The organism is Acinetobacter sp. V116_7 (genome assembly GCF_056735735.1).
Genome location: NZ_JBWZIF010000026.1, coordinates 245,618 through 265,118, shown reverse-complemented (window position 1 = coordinate 265,118; position 19,501 = coordinate 245,618). Strand labels below are relative to the sequence as shown.

General features: G+C 40.3%; 20 protein-coding genes. 13 read left to right on the top strand and 7 right to left on the bottom strand.

The window, feature by feature from the left end:
• Positions 1 to 105 precede the first annotated feature (105 nt).
• Both AC1PJP_RS12375 and AC1PJP_RS12370 read right to left on the bottom strand, forming a co-directional pair.
• Positions 106 to 1,950 (bottom strand): monovalent cation:proton antiporter-2 (CPA2) family protein, encoded by a 1,845-nt coding sequence (locus tag AC1PJP_RS12375; protein ID WP_005301924.1) that lies wholly within the window; start codon positions 1,948 to 1,950, stop codon positions 106 to 108.
• Between the two features lie 76 nt (positions 1,951 to 2,026).
• Complete coding sequence (locus AC1PJP_RS12370) at positions 2,027 to 4,255, bottom strand: primosomal protein N' (RefSeq protein WP_479767043.1); 2,229 nt, start codon at positions 4,253 to 4,255, stop codon at positions 2,027 to 2,029.
• 148 nt (positions 4,256 to 4,403) lie between these two features.
• Here AC1PJP_RS12370 and gspF point away from each other — a divergent pair, with 148 nt between their 5' ends.
• The 3 genes from gspF to AC1PJP_RS12355 all read left to right on the top strand — a co-directional run bounded on the left by gspF (position 4,404) and on the right by AC1PJP_RS12355 (position 6,762).
• Entirely contained in the window at positions 4,404 to 5,609 is a 1,206-nt protein-coding gene (gene gspF / locus AC1PJP_RS12365) for a type II secretion system inner membrane protein GspF (protein ID WP_005301929.1), read from the top strand.
• Positions 5,610 to 5,632: 23 nt separating this feature from the next.
• On the top strand, positions 5,633 to 6,148 hold the full coding sequence (gspG, locus tag AC1PJP_RS12360; RefSeq protein WP_107880652.1) for a type II secretion system major pseudopilin GspG: 516 nt from the start codon (positions 5,633 to 5,635) through the stop codon (positions 6,146 to 6,148).
• 269 nt (positions 6,149 to 6,417) lie between these two features.
• Positions 6,418 to 6,762: a hypothetical protein gene (locus AC1PJP_RS12355; protein ID WP_005301935.1), complete on the top strand. Its 345-nt coding sequence runs from the start codon at positions 6,418 to 6,420 to the stop codon at positions 6,760 to 6,762.
• 52 nt (positions 6,763 to 6,814) lie between these two features.
• Here the strand turns inward: AC1PJP_RS12355 and AC1PJP_RS12350 are convergent, their stop codons facing one another.
• Positions 6,815 to 7,087, bottom strand: a complete 273-nt coding sequence (locus AC1PJP_RS12350) for a DUF2798 domain-containing protein (RefSeq protein WP_479767042.1) — start codon at positions 7,085 to 7,087, stop codon at positions 6,815 to 6,817.
• Between the two features lie 243 nt (positions 7,088 to 7,330).
• Here AC1PJP_RS12350 and AC1PJP_RS12345 point away from each other — a divergent pair, with 243 nt between their 5' ends.
• The gene (locus AC1PJP_RS12345; RefSeq protein WP_005301940.1) at positions 7,331 to 7,669 is read left to right on the top strand and encodes a tRNA-binding protein; all 339 of its coding nucleotides are present in this window, start codon (positions 7,331 to 7,333) and stop codon (positions 7,667 to 7,669) included.
• A gap of 1 nt (position 7,670) precedes the next feature.
• Here AC1PJP_RS12345 and lnt read toward each other — a convergent pair whose 3' ends face one another.
• Together lnt and AC1PJP_RS12335 are read right to left on the bottom strand one after the other, a co-directional pair.
• Positions 7,671 to 9,230 (bottom strand): apolipoprotein N-acyltransferase, encoded by a 1,560-nt coding sequence (gene lnt / locus AC1PJP_RS12340; protein WP_479767041.1) that lies wholly within the window; start codon positions 9,228 to 9,230, stop codon positions 7,671 to 7,673.
• Entirely contained in the window at positions 9,227 to 10,066 is an 840-nt protein-coding gene (locus AC1PJP_RS12335; RefSeq protein ID WP_004794939.1) for an HlyC/CorC family transporter, read from the bottom strand. Before AC1PJP_RS12335 ends, lnt begins: the two co-directional genes overlap by 4 nt.
• A gap of 185 nt (positions 10,067 to 10,251) precedes the next feature.
• Between AC1PJP_RS12335 and tusA the strand changes: the two genes are divergently transcribed.
• Both tusA and AC1PJP_RS12325 read left to right on the top strand, forming a co-directional pair.
• A complete protein-coding gene (gene tusA / locus AC1PJP_RS12330; protein ID WP_002053527.1) occupies positions 10,252 to 10,509 on the top strand; it encodes a sulfurtransferase TusA in 258 nt (85 codons plus the stop codon).
• Between the two features lie 132 nt (positions 10,510 to 10,641).
• Positions 10,642 to 11,022: a hypothetical protein gene (locus AC1PJP_RS12325; protein ID WP_199944947.1), complete on the top strand. Its 381-nt coding sequence runs from the start codon at positions 10,642 to 10,644 to the stop codon at positions 11,020 to 11,022.
• A 44-nt stretch (positions 11,023 to 11,066) separates the two neighbouring features.
• Here the strand turns inward: AC1PJP_RS12325 and AC1PJP_RS12320 are convergent, their stop codons facing one another.
• Positions 11,067 to 12,779, bottom strand: coding sequence for an electron transfer flavoprotein-ubiquinone oxidoreductase (locus AC1PJP_RS12320; protein WP_151988890.1), 1,713 nt, complete (start codon positions 12,777 to 12,779; stop codon positions 11,067 to 11,069).
• 186 nt (positions 12,780 to 12,965) lie between these two features.
• On the opposite strand from AC1PJP_RS12320, the gene AC1PJP_RS12315 reads away from it, so the two are divergent.
• The 5 genes from AC1PJP_RS12315 (at position 12,966) to AC1PJP_RS12295 (ending at position 17,371) form a co-directional block, all read left to right on the top strand.
• Entirely contained in the window at positions 12,966 to 13,577 is a 612-nt protein-coding gene (locus tag AC1PJP_RS12315; protein WP_151988889.1) for a DUF1285 domain-containing protein, read from the top strand.
• Between the two features lie 46 nt (positions 13,578 to 13,623).
• Complete coding sequence (murI, locus tag AC1PJP_RS12310) at positions 13,624 to 14,490, top strand: glutamate racemase (protein WP_174759497.1); 867 nt, start codon at positions 13,624 to 13,626, stop codon at positions 14,488 to 14,490.
• A 118-nt stretch (positions 14,491 to 14,608) separates the two neighbouring features.
• On the top strand, positions 14,609 to 15,613 hold the full coding sequence (locus AC1PJP_RS12305; RefSeq protein WP_174744645.1) for a DUF4062 domain-containing protein: 1,005 nt from the start codon (positions 14,609 to 14,611) through the stop codon (positions 15,611 to 15,613).
• Positions 15,614 to 15,686: 73 nt separating this feature from the next.
• Positions 15,687 to 16,703, top strand: a complete 1,017-nt coding sequence (hemH, locus tag AC1PJP_RS12300; RefSeq protein ID WP_199944951.1) for a ferrochelatase — start codon at positions 15,687 to 15,689, stop codon at positions 16,701 to 16,703.
• 23 nt (positions 16,704 to 16,726) lie between these two features.
• The gene (locus AC1PJP_RS12295; protein WP_004794923.1) at positions 16,727 to 17,371 is read left to right on the top strand and encodes an MBL fold metallo-hydrolase; all 645 of its coding nucleotides are present in this window, start codon (positions 16,727 to 16,729) and stop codon (positions 17,369 to 17,371) included.
• Here the strand turns inward: AC1PJP_RS12295 and AC1PJP_RS12290 are convergent.
• On the bottom strand, positions 17,368 to 17,562 hold the full coding sequence (locus tag AC1PJP_RS12290; RefSeq protein ID WP_004794921.1) for a DNA gyrase inhibitor YacG: 195 nt from the start codon (positions 17,560 to 17,562) through the stop codon (positions 17,368 to 17,370). The genes AC1PJP_RS12295 and AC1PJP_RS12290 overlap by 4 nt on opposite strands.
• A gap of 87 nt (positions 17,563 to 17,649) precedes the next feature.
• Between AC1PJP_RS12290 and AC1PJP_RS12285 the strand changes: the two genes are divergently transcribed.
• Both AC1PJP_RS12285 and AC1PJP_RS12280 read left to right on the top strand, forming a co-directional pair.
• Entirely contained in the window at positions 17,650 to 18,288 is a 639-nt protein-coding gene (locus AC1PJP_RS12285; protein WP_479755548.1) for a class I SAM-dependent methyltransferase, read from the top strand.
• The gene (locus AC1PJP_RS12280) at positions 18,278 to 19,483 is read left to right on the top strand and encodes a TIGR03862 family flavoprotein (RefSeq protein WP_479767040.1); all 1,206 of its coding nucleotides are present in this window, start codon (positions 18,278 to 18,280) and stop codon (positions 19,481 to 19,483) included. The genes AC1PJP_RS12285 and AC1PJP_RS12280 overlap by 11 nt, the downstream gene beginning before the upstream one ends.
• Positions 19,484 to 19,501: the final 18 nt, after the last annotated feature.

Genomic DNA, 19,501 nt, shown 5'->3' with positions numbered 1-19,501 from the left:
ATGCAGCGAAGCCGCAAGCCGGACAGGGGCAGCTTTGTGCCCATTGTCCAATTATTTAGGCAATGTGAATAAGTCCTTAATATAGCCATTTTTTGAAATCTCAAGTTATTCTAGATGATCTCTTGTAATGTCGATGCGATTTGGCTGTAAATGACGCTTTAAATTAACATCATGTTTTGATGTAGCCTGTTGCTGCGCATCACTTTCAAACAAATGTTCAAGTTCGGCTAAGGCATTACGATGTGTTTCAAAAATCTTCTGTTCATCAGTATAAATACTTTGCTGCTGTATGAGCAATTTCTCATCATAATCCCGAAAGATTTCGATATTGTTATAGGCTTGTTCATCTGAGATGCCGAGTTCTCGTAAGGCGCGATAAGCCATACCTAATGAAGATAAATATGTTTCACGCCAAATGTATTCAACGCCTAAATCTCTTAAAAGATGTACGTGATGGCGGTCACGAGCACGAGCCAACAGCTTTAAGTTTGGGTAATTTAATCTGAGATGGCGAGCGACATTCATTGAGTCTTCAACATCATCAATCGCTAAAATAAATACTTTGGCTTTTTCAATACCCGCGGAACGCAATAAATCTGGCTGGGTCACATCGCCATAATAAAGCTTGCCGCCATAGCGTCGAACAAAGTCTACTTGATGAAGATTATTGTCGATTGCGGTAAAGCCCAAATGTTGCAGGCGGGCAATACGCGCGATAATTTGTCCAAATCGACCAAAACCAGCAATGATAATCGGGTTATCCTGCTGAGGAATTTCATCGTACTCAGGTGGACGTTCTTTATTAAACAGAGGAATAACCTTGGTTGCCATAATCCAGTAAATCACTGGGGTAAGTACCATCGACAACGTCACAATAAGGGTCACTGGTTCTAATAGAGCTTGAGTTAAAATCTTCTCACTTTTTGCAAGACTCAAAATTACAAAAGCAAATTCTCCGCCTTGTGCCAAGCAAGTGCCCAAAAGCAAACTATTGTTCCAACTGTATTTTTTATAGCGGGCAATGGCCGTCAATATCAGTGTTTTGATGAGCAATAAGCCGACTGCTCCACCAATAATAAGTAAAGGCATTTCAATGAGTAGTGACAGTTGAGTGGTCATACCCACGGTCATAAAGAATAAGCCAAGTAGTAAACCTTTAAACGGTGCAATACTCGCTTCAACTTCGTGACGAAATTCTGAATCTGCTAATAATACGCCTGTAAGGAACGCGCCTAATGTGGTGCTAATTCCTAAGGTATCCATAAGCAAGACAACGGCAAGGATAATAAATAATCCTACTGCTGTAATAAGCTCAGTCGCGCCACTTTTTGCAACAAAACGGAAAAAAGGACGCATCACATAGCGACTAAACAAAAACAAGCCAGTAAAGGTCGCAATAATCGCCGCAAAATAAGCGATCCCGTGATGGGTTGATTCTGTTCCTGCCAATAATGGAATGATGGCAAGTAAGGGAATCGCCGCTATATCTTGAAAGAGCAAAATCGAAAAAGATTGCTGACCATAAGTCGTGTTGAGTTGCTGCTTTTCAGTCAGAAGCTGTAATACAAAAGCGGTGGAAGATAGCGCAAGGGCAAAACCAATGACAAAGCTAACAGAAAGCTGCTGCTTAAAGAGTAATAGTATGATCAGCATAAGTACGCCACCGCTAATGAGGACTTGCAGACTTCCCATTACAAAAATAGAGTCACGCATTTCCCACAACCGCTGTGGTCTTAGTTCTAAACCAATCAGGAACATCAATAAAATGACACCGAATTCGGCAAGTTCCATAATTGCTTCAGGGTCATGTGCAATATTTAAAACACTAGGACCTAGAAGTATTCCTGTAAATAAATAACCTAAAACTGTTGCTATCCCTAGGCGTTTGCCAAGAGGGACTAAAATCAGAGAAGCTCCAAGAAAGATTGTTGCTTGCAGTAGGAATGACATTCATTGCCTCGAATGTATTAGTCTCTTTTAAGTGTAAAGCCAAAAAGGCTTCTTCACACCATGATATTCAAATCATCTAATTAAATTCTTGCGGATCGACATCAATTGATAGCCTGAGCTGATGCTGTCTTGGGGCATGAACCAATTGAGACCACCATTGTCTTAAGTAAAAATGTAGGCGAGCACGGTCAGCAGATAAAATCACCATGTGGGCACGGTAGCGTCCCGCTTTACGTTCCATCGGCGCTGGAATAGGTCCCCAAATATCAACAATCTCACCAGCGACTTGACGAAGTTGCTCGGCTGCTTCATTTAAAAATTGTAAGGTATAGTCACGATCTTTAGATTCTGCACGTATTAGTACTGCATAGCGATAAGGTGGCAGCAAAGCTACTTTACGTTCAGCCAGCGTTTGTTTGGCAACTGCGCGATAATCTTTTTCAATGAGCGTGGTGAGTAACGGATGGTCAGGTCTTAATGTTTGTAAATAAACATGGCCTTTGTGTTCACCACGACCTGCACGACCAGCGACTTGTACAATCAGCTGCGCCGTACGTTCTGGTGCACGGATGTCTACACTGAGTAAACCTGCATCAATATCTAAAATGGCAACTAATGTGACATGCGGAAAATGATGGCCTTTTGCCAACATTTGAGTGCCGAGTAAAATTGTTGGTTTGTTTTGATGAATACGGTCATAGATTTTTTGCCAGCTTCCGACACGACTGGTACTGTCACGATCGACCCGAATGACATCATGATCTGGAAATAGTTCTTGTAAGTGCTCTTCAACCTTAGCGGTTCCTGCACCTAAAGTTTTTAAGCTTTTTTGCTGACATTCAGGGCAATGATCGGGTAAGCGATGAATGGTTCCGCAGTGGTGACAGTGTAAATAAGAATAAGGCTGAGTGTGCAAAGTAAAATGCGCGTCGCAATGCGGGCAATTTGCTTGCCATCCACAGCTTTCACAAACTAGTACAGGTGCATAGCCACGACGGTTTAAAAAGATTAAAACCTGTTCTTTTCTAGCTAATGTATGTTTGATTTGTTCAATAAGAGGCTGGCTGATTCCATGCTGTTTTTTGACAATTTTAAGGTCAATCAAATGCATTTTAGGCAAAAGTGCATGTCCAGCACGTTTGTTGAGTTGCAGTGCAGTTAATTTGCCAGTTTCGACCAAATAATAACTATCAATACTTGGTGTTGCCGACCCTAAAATAACAGGGCAGCTTTGCAAGTGACCGCGGTACAGTGCGACATCACGCGCGTGATATCGGAAGCCTTCTTGTTGCTTATAAGACAGGTCGTGCTCTTCATCTAAAATGATGAGGCCCAAACGTGGCAGTGGCGTATAGATGGCAGAGCGCGTTCCTAAAATAATAGACGCTTTTCCAGTCTGTGCCTGTTGCCATGCTTGTAAGCGTTTGGAATCATTTAAGCCAGAGTGCAATAAAGCAATATCACAGTTAAAACGAGACTTAAAACGGGAAATCGTTTGAGGGGTTAAACCAATTTCAGGTACTAACACCAGTACTTGTTTACCTTGCTTTAGCACCTCGTGCATGATGTGCAGATAAACTTCGGTTTTACCACTTCCTGTTAAACCATCTAATAAAAATGCTTGGTATTGATGTTGCGCGTTTACGACGTGCTGGGTTGCTTTCTTTTGATCTTCATTGAGCGTGAGCGGCATTTGTGCCAATTGAGCTGGTGTCGGGCTAAAGTCGTGTGGTTCGAGCGTGCAGTCAACCAATCCTTTCTTTTGAAGTGCTTTAAGCGTTGCAGTTTCTACACCACTTAAATTGAGAATATTTTCTGTAGTTCCGGCAGGGTGTAATTTTAAAATTTGATACGCATCTTGTTGCTTAACAGAACGCTTTAGCAGTGCTTCAACATTGTCACAGGGAGTGATTTTCCAAAGATGGAACAAAACATCCATCGGTTTGCCCTGACGCAATAATGCGGGTAGGGCAGTTTGCATGACCTCACCAATTGGAAATTGGTAATATTGCGCGGACCATGTCAATAAACTTAAAACTTGTTCATCTAAAATTGGTTCTTCATCTAAAAGTTCAGAAATGGCTTTAAGCTGAAATTTGCCTGTAAATGGCTCATGTGGATTTACTTTTTCTGTAATGATACCAATCAGGTTTTGGCGTCCAAATGAAATAGCGACGCGTGAGCCTACGTGAGCCCGTTCATATTGTGCTTGGGTGAGTGTATAGTCAAAAGTGTCGTACAGATGCACAGGTACGGCTACACGCACACGATAAACAACTGAATCTGGCTTTGGCGTTATGGTCATAGAGGCTCATTTCGTCAATTTTAAAAAACGGCATAGCGTCGTGAAGAGGACTTGGGTATTCTACACAGGCTATAGAACGAATATGAATGATTGCGTAGCATAGATGCAACAGCAGCGACTATTATTTTTGGAAAATTAGAACATTACCATGCCTGCATATCAATTTACTGCCATTGATGCTTCAGGGAAGCAGCAAAAAGGAGTGCTTGAAGGAGATTCAGCACGCCAGATTCGCCAACAATTACGCGATAAAGCATGGACACCAATTAGTGTTGACCCTGTTGAACAAAAAGATAAACATCAGAGTCAGGGGTTATTCCAAAAAAAGTTCAGTGCTTATGATTTGGCACTCATGACCAGACAACTTTCTGTTTTGGTTGCAGCGGCCATTCCTCTAGAAGAAGCTTTACGTGCGGTGAGTAGGCAAAGTGAAAAACCACATGTGCAAAACCTTTTATTATCTGTCCGTTCTCGCGTTTTAGAAGGGCATTCACTCGCACAAGGGATGCAGCAATCTGGACGGTTTCCAGACCTCTATATTGCAACGGTCGCAGCTGGTGAGCGTTCTGGGCATTTAGATCTGATTTTAGATCAGCTCTCTGATTACACCGAAAACCGTTTTGCCATGCAAAAGAAAGTTCAGGGCGCTATGATTTACCCAATCATTTTAATGCTGATGTCTTTTGGTATTGTGATGGGTTTAATGACTTATGTTGTGCCAGAGATTGTAAAAACGTTCGACCAAAGTAAAGATGCCTTGCCGTGGATTACAGTTGCTTTAATGAAAGCCAGTGATTTTATTCGGCATGCTTGGGTGTTTATTATTATTTTTGCAGTTGTGGGAATTGTTGCATTTGTACGATTCTTAAAAACGACTGCTGGGCATTATGCTTTTGATCGATTAACACTCAAATTGCCATTATTCGGTAAACTGTCACGTGGTATTAATTCTGCACGATTTGCCAGTACTTTATCTATTTTGACTCGTTCAGGCGTACCTTTGGTCGATGCCTTAAAGATTGGTGCAGCAGTGACCAGTAATTGGGTCATACGAGATTCAATTGCCCATGCAGCTGAGCGTGTTACCGAAGGTGGTAACTTGGGAACACAGCTTGAGCGCAGTGGTTATTTCCCACCAATGATGGTACAAATGATTCGAAGTGGTGAGGCATCAGGCGAACTGGACCGCATGTTAGAACGTGCATCGACCATGCAAGACCGTGAGGTTACAACATTTATTTCAACCTTACTGGCATTACTTGAACCACTTATGCTGGTTCTAATGGCAAGCATTGTACTGGTTATTGTAATCGCGGTTATGCTGCCAATCGTAAATATGAACAATATGATTTAATAACTTTGATATTAGAGATAATGATGAAGATGGTCATGAAACAAAAAGAGCACGTTAAGGATGCTCAAAAAACCTCAAGCGTAGCTTTCGGACTTGCGGCACGTTCGAGCGGTGCTCGAATGAAACGTGCCTCAGGATTTACCCTCATTGAAGTCATGGTCGTGATTGTAATTTTAGGCGTGTTAGCAGCGTTAATCGTACCAAATGTCATGGGGCGTAGTGAAAAAGCTAAAATTGATACCACCCAAATTACATTAAAAGGTGTGGCTGGTGCTTTAGATCAGTACAAGCTTGATAATGGACATTTCCCAACCATGCAAGAAGGCGGGCTAGATGCTTTAGTTAATCAACCTGCAACAGCGAAAAACTGGATGCCGGGTGGCTATGTAAAAGGTGGTTATCCTAAAGACAGTTGGAAAAATGATATTCAATATGTCATTCCTGGGGCAGATGGTCGCGCTTTTGATTTGTATTCATTTGGAGCAGATGGCAAAGATGGTGGTGAGGGTAATGATGCGGATATTTATTATCAGCCTTAATTGAAAATATAATAGAGATTATCAATTTAGTTAAAAAGATAAACCGATAAATTCGAATTGATAATCTCTCTCAATCAGGAAAATATAATAAACAACTGAAAAATATAAATTAAAATTAATAATGATATTTGAGATTTATAATAAGAATTATTCCCATATTTAATAGTTACAAGAAAGTTAAAATGTAGAGAGAAATAAGCTATATATTTAAATGAAAGCTTTGCATAATAAATAAAAAGCACTTTATTCAATTAAAAAGGAGAGATTAAATGAAAGCATTTCTCATATTAGATGAACTGACTCAGTTCCATTGGGTAATGCTCAAATCTGTCCTATTGATTTTGGGTTTATTGCCAATTGCTGAATTTTCATTAAAGTTATGGTTGAGTACAGAGGGAAGTAGCCAAATTATGATTGGTTTCTTCGCATTAAGTATTGTGAGTGCATGGTTGATGGTGAGCTTCTTTACCGCATTAAAAGCGAGTGTCTGGCAAGCTAAACAAATATCTACTAAATATGAGCAATTACTGTTTAAAGCTTATCGCTATGTACCCATGGTCTTTTTATCAAGCTTAGTTGCTTATTTATCTTTGGAACTATCTATCGCTTTTTAATGATATTTTAAAACCAGATTTTTAAATAAAACGTAGACTCAACATCTACGTTTTATTTTTTTAGGTAAGCAGGTTGTACTAATATGGCCGTGATTTTACGAACAACAGGTAAGACCAAAAGTAACGTTGGAAAAGCGATTAACCAAGAAATTGCCCATGCAGACATCCAGACATAAAGGGAAAATTCTTCTAGTCCTAAACTTCGTAATGTACTAATCATCGAAACCACAAAAGTCATAATGATCGATAGAAGAAAAGGTAAAACGATAGATGTATAGCGATTTGGAAGTTTTTTAAAAGTAGACAAAGATTTTGAGTTTTGCATTTTTGACTCCGTAAACCAACAAACGCCAGTGCCATTCAAAAATATAAAAATATTTTGAACAAATAGCTCCAAGCATTGTTGGAGGTATGTTGGCACGTTGATTGACGTAAACGTTTACGGCTTTTTGATGAGCAGATTTAATTTAGCATGAATTTTGAAAACTGGAAATAAAAAGAGGGTGTTTCTTTATTTGTACATATTATATGCTTCAAATCAGATATTTAAGAACATGAGAAAAAGTAAATGGAACAAATCGAGTGGAATGATTTTTTAAAAGTAGAGCTTCGCGTTGGTAAAATTATTCAAGCTGAAGTTTTCGAAAAGGCACGTAAACCTGCCTATATTTTACATGTAGATTTTGGTGAAGAATTAGGTATACGTAAATCGAGTGCTCAGATTACCAAGCTATATCAACCACAAGATTTAATTGGTAAATTAGTTGTTGCTGTAGTGAATTTCCCTAAAAAACAAATTGGGCCTATTCAGTCAGAATGCTTAGTGACAGGGTTTCATAACGCAGATGGGGATGTTGCACTTTGTATCCCAGAGTTTGAAGTTCCTCTGGGTACAAAGCTATTATAATTTAGCGACGTGATTTAAAAGAAACGTCAACTTTACGTGGACGATACACCCAACCTAAAATCAGCAGTAATACTGCAAATCCTAACACTGGATAATCACCTAAACGGTTATAAAGAGTTTGACCTTGCATGGCAGGTAAATCACCTCTCAAGACAAACTCTTTATCGAGCGGTGCTTGTTCAGTGATATGACCATTTTGATCAATAAACGCTGTTACACCAGTGTTGGTTGCACGAATAAACCAACGACCATTTTCTTTAGCGCGCATCTGCACCATTTGTAAATGTTGCCACGGCCCGGCAGTACCCGTAAACCAAGCGTCATTAGATACAGTGACTAAGAAATCGCTGTCTTCTGCATTGCGTCGGGTAAGGTCCGGATAAGCCACTTCATAACAAATCGCAGCAGCAAGCGCATGCCCTTTAATTAAGAGTGGTTTCTGGTTACTCTCCCCACGTGAGAAACCGCTCATGCTAATATCATTTTGCATGGCTGGTAATACCCATGAGAGTAAGCCTGATAGTGGAATATATTCACCAAACGGCACAAGACGCTGCTTTTTATAAAGACCGCTTGAATCACTGCCAGAAGCCATAATACTGTTGTAATACAGTGGGCTACCGACTTCATGAGATTTAGTAACATCCCAGTAAGGAATTCCGGTTACCCATGCAGTGTGGTTCTTTTTAGCTTGTGCATCCATTGCATCCAAAAACGGTTCAATGTCAGTTTGGAAGAGTGGAATTGAAGATTCAGGCCATACAATTAAGTCACGGCCCCATTCAGATTGAGTCAGACCAGCATAAATTTCTAATGTTCTAACTTGATATTCAGTCAGCCATTTTAAATCTTGTGGAATGTTGCCTTGAATGAGCGAAACGCTAAGTGGTTTAGCAGCTTTAGGTTTTACAAACTGTATATATGATGCTCCCCATGCACCCAAAACCAATAGGGCAGACGGGATAACCCAGAAAATACGCTTGCGCAGAACTTCAACTAAAGCACATGCTAATACAATGACAACGAAGGAAATTGCATAAATACCGAATAGAGGTGCGTAACCATCAAGTAAACGTTCAGTAAAAGCGTAACCCACAAATAGCCATGGGAAACCTGTAAATACCCAAGTTTTTGCCCACTCGAAAACAATCCAGAGCGGCGCAAAAGTCAGAGGTGTTTCAGGGAAGAAACGTCGATAAACCCAAGTCTGAAGTGCGGTAAATAAGCCCATCACAAGGGCCATAACAGCAATCATACATACGCTTAGAAAAGCATTGGTGTCGCCATATACATGGATAGAAGTGTAGAGCCAAAAAGCGCCTACAAACCATAAGCCGAAGCCATAGCTCCAACCAATCGCAAATGCTTGTTTAGCTGAGCGTTTATGTAGTGATGCATAGAGTAGGGCTGGAGATAAAATTGCCAGCCACCACCAATAATAAGGTGCCAGTGAAAAACTGAACACGGCACCTGAAAATAAAGCAATGAGTAAAGGAAAAATTAAAGGAAGCTGTTTTTGTTGTTGCGAAGAATCTAACAGCTTTTCAAAGTATGCTCTCATTGACGTACAGCTCGAATCAGATGAATAGTGCGGGCATCTGCTTCAACGATTGTAAATAACCAATTTCCAAGCTCAACAGTTTGTCCTTGTAAATCACTTACTAGACCAATCTCTTGAAGCAATAAACCGCCGACAGTTTCTACTTCATCGTCAGAAAAATCAGCATCTAAAACAGTATTGAAATGTTCGATTGGTGTAAGTGCTTGCACCATCCATGCATTTGCTACCGTATGGTCATTGTCAGGAACAATGTACTGAGCATCTTCATCAGCAGTGTCATGTTCGTCTTCAATTTCGCCAACGATTTCTTCAAGAATATCTTCGAGCGTAACAAGACCAGCCGTTGAACCATATTCATCAATCACAATGGCAATGTGAGTCTGAGTATGTTTCAACATGCGTAGAACTTGATCGGAACGCGCACTTTCTGGAACAAATAAAGGTTGACGCATAAGAACTCGAATATCGACTTTGGTATTCGGTTCGGTTAGAAACGGCAGTAAATCTTTTGCGAGCAAAATCCCGACAACATTATCAGGCTGATCAGAAGAGAAGACTGGAAAGCGTGAGTGAGCAGACTCGACCAATACATCAAGAATATCAAGTAACTGATCATCTTCTTGCAAACTGATCATTGCTGTTCGTGGTGTCATGACTTCACGAATTTTTGTAGCTGGAAGGTCAAGAACCCCTTCAAGCATGGCAACAGTATCTGGTTCTAAAAAGCGACGTGAATTTTGGACTAATTTTAATAATTCATCACGGGTTTCTGGTGCTGTGCCTAACCATTTTCGTAAGCCGCGCATTCCCCACGACGGACTTGGTTCCTCTTGCATGATCTTTCCTAAAGACTCAATCTATCAAATGAATACTTTGAATCATACCGAAGAAAACATGCTTATGCATCTATAAAACAAGCTAAAAGACAAAACGTATATTGTTATGTAAAAGCCAGTTACAGTTAACAGCGCAGTAATTTGTTTATGCTAAAATGTGAAAATTCTATTTGTTCGAGTTTGTTATGTCAGAGCAACCCATTTCACCTACTGTACAACTCAATACGCGTGGTTTACGTTGTCCGGAACCTGTCATGATGTTGCATCAAGCCATCCGTAAATCTAAATCTGGCGATGTGGTTGAAGTCTTCGCAACAGATAATTCGACCTCGTGGGATATTCCTAAATTTTGTATGCATTTAGGCCATGAGTTGCTTTTGCAAGAAGAACGCTTAGATGAAAATGGGCATAAAGAATTTCATTATTTGGTGAAGAAAGGGTAATACAATAATAAGGCTTCTAATAACGATGATTAGAAGCCATTAATAATTCAAATTTAATTTGAAATGATAATTTTTTACAAATAAGAATCGTTATATAATTTATAAAATTAAGTATATAAATGACGTATAAAAATGAATGAATATTTTGTAAAACGAAGCTTATTTATTTTTCTTTGGTTTTTCTGTATTGCCATTTTATTAAATCTAGAAACTTCTTGGTTATCTGAAACTGTTGCTGTCATTATTTTAGTTACTCTTATTATTGTTGGCTCAATTCTGTTGGGTTATAGAAATACATATTTTGCTCCCGAACCAAAAATAAAGATGAGTCTGATTTTACATACAAGATTCATGGGCTTCATGTTAATTCTTGATTTATTGTTTGGGAAATCAGTTTGGTATTTCGATTTAGCACGAAACTTTGGTTTTCTTGGTCTGTTTTTATTAGGCTCATTTATTTTCTATAAAAAGAACCTTAATTTAAATGTAGCAAAAATACCGCCTTTTCAATAAGCGAACTCCAATAAAAAAAGCCCCGAATAATCGGGGCTTTTTTATTACATATTAGGATAATTCGGACCACCGCCGCCTTCTGGCGTTACCCATGTGATGTTTTGAGATGGGTCTTTAATATCACAGGTCTTACAGTGAACACAGTTTGCTGCGTTAATCTGGAAGCGTTTAGAGCCATCATTGTCTTCCATAATTTCATAAACACCAGCAGGGCAGTAGCGCTGTGCAGGCTCATCCCATTTCGGTAAGTTTACGTTCACTGGAATTGACGGATCAGTAAGCTTCAAGTGAGCTGGCTGGTTTTCTTCATGTACAGTGTTTGAGATAAATACAGAAGATAAACGGTCAAATGTAAGCTTGCCATCTGGTTTTGGATAGTTTGGCTTAAAGCTGGTTGTATCAACAGTTTTCAATACAGCGAAGTCTTGCTTCAAGTCATGTAAAGTAAATGGCACTTTAAAGACATTTTGGTCGATAAAGTTAAATGCACCACCAATCCATTGACCAAATTTATGCATTGCTGGGCCAAAGTTACGAGAGTTATAAAGCTCTTCTTTTAACCAGCTGTTGTTGAATTTGTCAGTGTATGAAGTTAATTCTTTAGTGAATAAATCTTCGCCTTCGGTAACACGTGCAATCGCAAGGTCACCACCTTTTTCTACACCAGCAGCAATCGCTTCAAATACAGCTTCACCACATAACATGCCTGATTTCATGGCAGTGTGTGAGCCTTTGATTTTTGCAAAGTTCAAGAAACCTGCGTCATCACCAATCAAGCAACCGCCCGGGAAAGTCAATTTAGGCAATGAGTTGAAACCGCCTTTCACTACAGCACGTGCGCCGTAAGAAATACGTTTACCACCTTCTAAATACTGTTTAATCAGTGGGTGAGTTTTCCAGCGCTGCATTTCCATGAATGGATACATGTGTGGATTTTCATAAGACAAGTCCACAATCATACCCAACGTCACTTGGTTGTTTTCAGCGTGGTATAACCACCAACCACCAGAAGAACCAGTTTCAGCCAATGGCCAACCAGCACCGTGCATCACTAAGCCTGGTTTATGTTTTGCTGGGTCAATTTCCCAAAGCTCTTTAATCCCGATACCGTAGTGCTGAGGATCAGCATCTTTATCAAGGTTGTATTTCGCAATGAGGCGTTTGCCTAAGTGACCACGGCAACCTTCAGCAAAGAGGGTGTATTTAGCGTGAAGCTCATAGCCTGGAGTAAAGTTATGCGTTGGTTCGCCATCTTTACCAATACCCATGTCACCAGTTTGAATACCTTTTACAGTACCGTCTTCATGGTAAAGCACTTCAGATGCAGCAAAGCCAGGGAAGATAGAAACTTCTAATTCTTCAGCTTTTTGACCTAACCAGCGAACAACGTTACCTAACGAGATAACATAGTTACCATCATTGTGCATGGTTTTAGGAACCATCCAGTGAGGTGCTTCTTTAGAAGTGGTTTCTGAAAGTAAGAAGAATGTCTTGTCTTCAGTTACAGGGACATTAAGAGGCGCGCCTTCTTCTTTCCAGTTCGGGAAAAGTTCATTGATGGCACGTGGCTCAAGCACAGCACCAGACAAGATATGCGCACCTACTTCAGAGCCTTTTTCAACTACACAAACAGAAAGATCGGGTAAGTTTTTTTCAATCGCTAATTGACGGATCTTAATCGCAGCAGACAGACCGGCAGGTCCTGCACCTACGATGACAACGTCAAACTCCATCGATTCACGTTCGATGTGTTCCATGTAGGACTCCTCAATACTTAAAGGTGGCAACCGTCATATTCAGAAATTCGGTGCTGCCGTGAGTGTTTTAATCCATAGGCGCAAATATGCTATTGTGCCTTTTATCGTTTTGGCTAGTATAGTTTTAAACCATGATCTAGCCAATTGGCTGAGTCGTCATATTTTTTCGTCAGCAAGGCATAAACTATGGTAAATCAAAATAATTCCCCATCGGATATGGGAAAAATACCGTTATCTGATGATAAAAACTTAATGAACATTGCACAATACTTAAAAGGTGTACAGCAAAGTCACAAAAGGTCAATTCCACCTTTAGAGCAGTGGCATCCAAAGCATTGCGGCAAAATGGATTTGACGGTTAAAGCCAATGGAGAATGGTGGCACGAAGGTCAATTAATTAAGCGCCAAGCCCTATTAGATCTATTTACCAAAGTCCTATGGAAAGAAGAAGGGAAATTCTACCTGAAAACCCCCGTAGAACAAATTGAAATTGAGGTTGAAGATGAACCTTTATTAGTCAATCAGGTCGATCAAGTTGAAATTTCAGGTGATCAATTTTTACAACTGACCACGACCAATGAAGATGTGATTTTGGTTGATGCTGAACATCCAATTTTTATGCGTGAATATGCAGGGGAGTTACGCCCTTACGTACATGTGCGTTTTGGAATTAATGCGCTTATTCAACGTCAGTCTTTTTATCACTTAGTGAACTATGGAACACTGATCGAAAAAGAGAATGGTGAAACCGTTTTAGAGTTAAAAAGTGGTAATTTGCTCTTGCAATTAGGCACTTGAGGTTTAAGCTTTAGGAAGTGAAATTTTCTGACACTTCAGTACAGCTATGACCGCCATACAACCTCTATTTACCGATCTAGAACCTATGCCTAAAGCATCAGCAGATGCCCCAATTGGTATTTTTGATTCGGGAATTGGAGGAATGTCTGTTGCAGCAGAAATAGCTAGATATTTGCCGAATGAACGCATTGTGTATTATGCCGACACAGCCTACGTTCCTTATGGCCCACGTTCTGATGAAGAAATTAGAGAGCTCACAGCTCGCGCAGTCGATTGGTTATACCGCCAAGGTTGTAAAATTGCGGTGGTTGCCTGTAATACTGCTTCAGCATTTAGCCTTGACCATTTACGTGAACATTATGGTGAACACTTTCCAATTGTTGGTTTAGTTCCAGCATTAAAACCTGCCGTATTACAGACACGTTCTAAAGTGGTTGCGGTGTTGGCCACACCTGCTACTTTTCGTGGGCAACTTATTAAAGATGTTGTCGAGAAGTTTGCTGTTCCGGCGGGTGTTAAAGTGATGACCTTAACTAGCCTTGAACTTGTTCCTTGTGTAGAAGCGGGACAGCAAATGGGAGAAGTGTGTTTAACGGCATTAAAAGAGGTTTTACAGCCTGCCGCTGAGCAAGGTGCAGACTATTTAGTGCTCGGTTGTACGCATTATCCTTTCCTAAATGAAGCAATTCATCATCTTTTTGATAACCAATTCACACTGGTTGATTCGGGATTCGCAGTTGCCCGACAAACAGCCCGTATTTTAATAAAAAATGCGTTATTATGTGACCAAATAGGTCAGAATGTTGCACGTATTGAATGTTACGTCAGCGGAAATAATGCTGACGCACTGCAACCTGTTTTACAACATATGATTCCACAAGAGTTAACTTGGACACTTCATAATCTGAACTGATCTTTTTGATATCATTTAGAAAATAGTGTTTTTTTATATTTATTATTTTATTTGGGGCGGTTCATGATCTTGGCTGATTTTAGGTCACATAGAGATCATGAGGCGAAAGGGTATTGTTATGCTCGATACACGCTATCAGATTTTTATTTCAACGTCTGGCCGCGATATGCAGCCAGAGCGAATGGTTTTGTCTCAAACCTTGGTGGGGATGGGTTTCTTTGCTTGGGGACTAGAACATCGAACACCTTTAACAACCACACTTGCACGTCGACAAATTGATGAATGTGATTATGTAATCTTACTTCTAGGAAGTCAGTATGGAGAACAATCGATTTCTGGTGTGAGTTATCTGTCTTTAGAATATGAATACGCGTTAAGTCAGGCTAAACCTATTATTGTGTTCATGCATGAACAGCCTGAAAGCCGTGAAATAGATTTACAAGAAACACATCCACAACTTAAAGATAAATTTCTCGCATTTAGAAAAAAGTTATTACACGAAGCAAAGCATATTTTTTACTTTAAAACTCCACGTGAATTGGAGTTGGCTGTCCGTTTAAATATTCCTTTAATGGTTGAGCAACATATGGGACAAGGTTGGGTTCCTGCTCATCAAGCTCAGCAGTTAGAAGATGAAATTAGACTATTAAGAAGTAAAATTTTGCATTTAGAACAGCGAGTAACAGAGCCATCAGTGCAGTTAAAGGAAGTTGCACCGCAAGATATTTTTGCATTTGAATATCAGATTCAAGCATTTCAGGATGGCAACTTTAAAGAGCTTAAACGACAACGACAAATGACGTGGTCTCAGTTATTGAGCGTGTTGGCAAAGCGCTTTGAAACAGCTGTGCCAGAAGAAAATTTTGGAATTTGTCTGAATGAATATTTAAATCAGGCAGGCTTAGAAGATGCCCGTCAGGAATTACCTCGTGCACATGCGGTGGCCTGTGCACAGATTAATCATAAGGCACTGTTTCGAATTAAAAATCAAATGCAATCACAAGGTTGGATTGTCCCAACGCAAACTGAGCAATCATATGACCTCTGGAAACTAACCACTAAAGCCCAAAAGATACTGCTTAGTTATAAATGGAACCATCGAGGTGTTCGATTAAAAGCTTAGAGCGATTCAATTTATATATGACACTGAAAACTGTTACATTAGTGTCATAAGATGAACTGAAAGGCATTTACACATGTCGTTTGAACAAAAACCGAAAGTTACTGTCATTTTAGCGAATTTAGGCACACCAGATGAGGCGACTGTGCCTGCGGTGCGCCGTTTTTTAAAACAGTTTTTATCTGATTCACGCGTGATTGAAATACCAAAATTCATCTGGTGGATTATTTTAAATCTGTTCGTTTTACCTTTTCGTCCGAAAAGAGTAGCGCATGCCTATGCTTCAGTATGGTCAGCAGATTCGCCAATGCGCGAAATTGTGTTTGAACAAACCAAACGTGTGCAGGCTTATTTAGAACAAGAAAATAAACAGTTTGATTTAACGGTTTTACCCGCAATGACTTACGGTAATCCGGGTATTGGTGCAGTTTTAGAAAAATTGGCGACGAATCCGCAAGAGCATGTCATCTTATTGCCTTTATTTCCTCAATATTCTGCAACGTCTACAGCGCCGTTATATGATGCATTTGCCAAGTGGATTCCAGCTCAGCGGAACTTGCCGGGTCTGACCATCATTAAAGACTATTATCAGCATCCTATGTTTATTCAAGCCTTGGCAGAAAGCGTTTTAGCCTACCAAGAGCAGCATGGTAAACCTGAAAAACTGTTGATGTCATTTCATGGGATTCCACAGCCGTATGCAGACAAAGGCGACCCTTATGCAGATCGTTGTCGTATTACAGCAAAGTTAGTCGCTGAAGCCTTACATTTAAAAGATGATGAATGGGCAATTAGCTTCCAATCACGTTTTGGAAAACAAGAATGGGTTAAGCCTTATACAGATCAGCTTTTACAAGATTGGGCGAAGCAAGGTGTTAAGTCTGTTCAGGTATTAAGCCCAGCTTTTTCTGCCGATTGTTTAGAAACACTTGAAGAGTTAGCCATTCAAAATGCAGAGTTGTTTCAAGAAGCAGGTGGTGGTAGCTATGCTTATATTCCAGCTTTAAATAGCGATCAGGCTCATATTGATTTGCTTGCAGGTTTAGTTCAGGCTAATCTTGATGCCCTTACCCATACCTTAGCCCACCGTTAATTGCGTTTTAGCCAGAGGTTCTTATGCTGCAAGTCAAAATTGTTCCCGTTACTGCATTTGCTCAAAATTGTTCCCTTGTTTGGGACAGTGAAACGAAAGAAGCAGTTTTGATTGATGCAGGTGGCGATGCTGCTGTTTTGAAAAAAGAAGTTGAAGCCTTAGGTTTAAAAGTGAAGGCTCTGTGGCTAACTCATGGGCATTTAGATCATGCAGGAGCAGTAGGTGAGCTTGCTAAAGAATGGAGCGTTCCAGTTATTGGTCCACACAAAGAAGATCAGTTCTGGCTAGACATGATTCAGGAAGTATCAGCACGTTATGGCTTCCCGATTCCACAACCTGTCAAAGTCGATCAATGGCTTGAAGGTGGTGAAGTACTCAAATTGGGTGAAGATGAATTTGAAGTACGCTTTGCTCCAGGGCATACGCCAGGGCATGTGGTTTTCTATAATAAAAACCATGGCTTACTTTGGACAGGCGATGTTCTGTTTAAAGGTTCGATTGGGCGAACAGACTTCCCACGTGGTAACCATGAGCAGTTGATTGAATCGATTAAACGTGAGTGTTTTAGTTTGCCAGATGATACTCAGTTTATTTCTGGACATGGTCCAATGAGTACCATTGGCTATGAAAAGCAATTTAACCCGTTTGTCGCGGGTAAAGCAGGTTAATCTTCATAATCATCTTCATTTTGACTACCCTTGTTTTGCTGAGGAGCATCTTGGGTAGGCAGTCTATATTCATCATTTGCCCAAGCGCCTAAATCAATTAATTTACAACGTTCAGAACAAAATGGACGAAATTCATTGCCTTCCCAAACACTTGGTTCACCACAACGTGGGCAGGGAAATGTACGTGGCATAAAGCGATATCCTCAAAGTGAAGAGAAATAGATTAGGCAAAAGTCAGGTGACTTGTTAGACTTATGCCGATTTTTATTTAGTTTGATGTGATTATGCCGATTCGTCAATTTCAAGCACAACGTATGCAAGCGCCTCGTGATTTTACCCCAATTGAAAATACCCCGATTTGTGTAGAAATTGGAGCGGGCAAGGGCAAACATGCTTTGCTTTTTAGTGGGCAACAGCCACAGCACACGTTGTATGCAATTGAACGAACCCGAGAAAAATTCTTGGCAATGCAAAAGCAGCATGGTTTGGAACCAAGAGAGAATTTGGTCCCTGTACATGCGGATGCTTTACCTTGGGTAGTGCATGCTTTGCACCCCGCTCAAGTTGAACATTTCTTTATTCTCTATCCAAATCCAGAACCACACAATCCAGCACAGCGCTGGTTGAATATGCCATTTTTTGAGTTCTTAATCTCACGTCTGCAAACAGGTGGAACAATTACTCTGGCAAGTAATATTCCCGAATATATTGAAGAGGCAGAGCAGCAGTTATTAAATGTATGGAAGCTGCCTTACCAAAAAGAAAAAATTGCTCAAACCTCTGCACGTACCCATTTTGAGATTAAGTATTTAGAGCGTGGCGAGCTTTGCCAGCAGCTCATTATGACCAAGCCTGAAGGTTATCAAACTCGATTTGATGAGTTCGCGCCATTGCAAGGGCAAACACATGGCGAATAAGCGGGTTGCCATTATTGGAGCAGGCCCAGCAGGTCTTATGGCTGCTGAGGTACTAAGCCAATACGCTTATGATATTGATGTCTATGAACAAAAACCTTCAGCGGCACGTAAGTTTCTGATGGCAGGTAAAACTGGGTTAAACATCTCGCACGCCGAACCTTTAGCACAGTTCATTGACCGTTATGACCATGCAGAATGGCTCAAACCGTGGGTTGAAAAATGGGATGCAGTCTGGATTCAAAGCTGGATGAAAAGTCTAGGAATTGAATCTTATGTGGGCACCTCAGGTCGCATTTTTCCTGTCGAAATGAAAGCTGCTCCTTTACTGCGTGCTTGGCTCAAGCGCTTAGCAGAACAACAAGTTAAATTCTTTTATCGTCATCGTTGCATTAATTTACAAGGTACAACGGTGACTTTAGAAAACCAAAATAATCAAAGTACTGAAACTTTTACCCAGCAATACGATGCGGTTGTATTGGCTTGTGGTGCGGTGTCGTGGTCTCAATTGGGTAGTGATGGTGCTTGGCAGCAATGGATAGATCAATCCAGTATTGAACCTTTTCAAGCAAGTAATGCAGGGGTATTGCACACTTGGTCAGCTTTTATGGAAAGCTGTTTTGGTGAACCTTTAAAGCGTATTAATGCGTGGGTTGAGCCTAGCCAAGTTACTCATGGCGATATTGTAATTACTCACTATGGTTTAGAAAGTAGTGTTATTTATAAACTTGGACGTGCTTTACGAGAACAGCAAAAACAAGGGAAAAGCTTAAATCTATTTTTAGATTTATTGCCCGATGTAGAGTTGTTCCAGTTAATTAAAAAATTGCAGGCTGGTAAAAAACAATCGCTCACTAATATCTGGCGTAAAGCAGGCTTAGACACAGCTAAAATTAACCTAATTAGAGAAGTCGTTGATAAAGCGTTATGGAGCCAACCAGAGACTATGGCTCAGCAAATTAAAGCACTTCAAATCAAGTTAGATGGCTTTAGGCCTATTGAAGAGGCGATTAGTTGTGCTGGTGGTATTAAGCAAAAAGCATTAACTGAGAACTTGAGCCTTAAACAAATCTCAGGTGTGTTTTGTTGTGGTGAAATGCTAGATTGGGATGCGCCTACAGGTGGATATTTACTTACAGCATGCTTTGCTACAGGGCGAGCGGCTGGTGAAGGCGTGCATTTATTCTTAGAAAAATAACAGCGAATTTGGTGCTAT

Bases quoted from the DNA above. Each gene is read 5' to 3' on its own strand.
- AC1PJP_RS12375 (WP_005301924.1), bottom strand. From the start codon at position 1,950: ATGTCATTCCTACTGCAAGCAACAATCTTTCTTGGAGCTTCTCTGATT.
- AC1PJP_RS12370 (WP_479767043.1), bottom strand. From the start codon at position 4,255: ATGACCATAACGCCAAAGCCAGATTCAGTTGTTTATCGTGTGCGTGTA.
- gspF (WP_005301929.1), top strand. From the start codon at position 4,404: ATGCCTGCATATCAATTTACTGCCATTGATGCTTCAGGGAAGCAGCAA.
- gspG (WP_107880652.1), top strand. From the start codon at position 5,633: ATGAAGATGGTCATGAAACAAAAAGAGCACGTTAAGGATGCTCAAAAA.
- AC1PJP_RS12355 (WP_005301935.1), top strand. From the start codon at position 6,418: ATGAAAGCATTTCTCATATTAGATGAACTGACTCAGTTCCATTGGGTA.
- AC1PJP_RS12350 (WP_479767042.1), bottom strand. From the start codon at position 7,087: ATGCAAAACTCAAAATCTTTGTCTACTTTTAAAAAACTTCCAAATCGC.
- AC1PJP_RS12345 (WP_005301940.1), top strand. From the start codon at position 7,331: ATGGAACAAATCGAGTGGAATGATTTTTTAAAAGTAGAGCTTCGCGTT.
- lnt (WP_479767041.1), bottom strand. From the start codon at position 9,230: ATGAGAGCATACTTTGAAAAGCTGTTAGATTCTTCGCAACAACAAAAA.
- AC1PJP_RS12335 (WP_004794939.1), bottom strand. From the start codon at position 10,066: ATGCAAGAGGAACCAAGTCCGTCGTGGGGAATGCGCGGCTTACGAAAA.
- tusA (WP_002053527.1), top strand. From the start codon at position 10,252: ATGTCAGAGCAACCCATTTCACCTACTGTACAACTCAATACGCGTGGT.
- AC1PJP_RS12325 (WP_199944947.1), top strand. From the start codon at position 10,642: ATGAATGAATATTTTGTAAAACGAAGCTTATTTATTTTTCTTTGGTTT.
- AC1PJP_RS12320 (WP_151988890.1), bottom strand. From the start codon at position 12,779: ATGGAACACATCGAACGTGAATCGATGGAGTTTGACGTTGTCATCGTA.
- AC1PJP_RS12315 (WP_151988889.1), top strand. From the start codon at position 12,966: ATGGTAAATCAAAATAATTCCCCATCGGATATGGGAAAAATACCGTTA.
- murI (WP_174759497.1), top strand. From the start codon at position 13,624: ATGACCGCCATACAACCTCTATTTACCGATCTAGAACCTATGCCTAAA.
- AC1PJP_RS12305 (WP_174744645.1), top strand. From the start codon at position 14,609: ATGCTCGATACACGCTATCAGATTTTTATTTCAACGTCTGGCCGCGAT.
- hemH (WP_199944951.1), top strand. From the start codon at position 15,687: ATGTCGTTTGAACAAAAACCGAAAGTTACTGTCATTTTAGCGAATTTA.
- AC1PJP_RS12295 (WP_004794923.1), top strand. From the start codon at position 16,727: ATGCTGCAAGTCAAAATTGTTCCCGTTACTGCATTTGCTCAAAATTGT.
- AC1PJP_RS12290 (WP_004794921.1), bottom strand. From the start codon at position 17,562: ATGCCACGTACATTTCCCTGCCCACGTTGTGGTGAACCAAGTGTTTGG.
- AC1PJP_RS12280 (WP_479767040.1), top strand. From the start codon at position 18,278: ATGGCGAATAAGCGGGTTGCCATTATTGGAGCAGGCCCAGCAGGTCTT.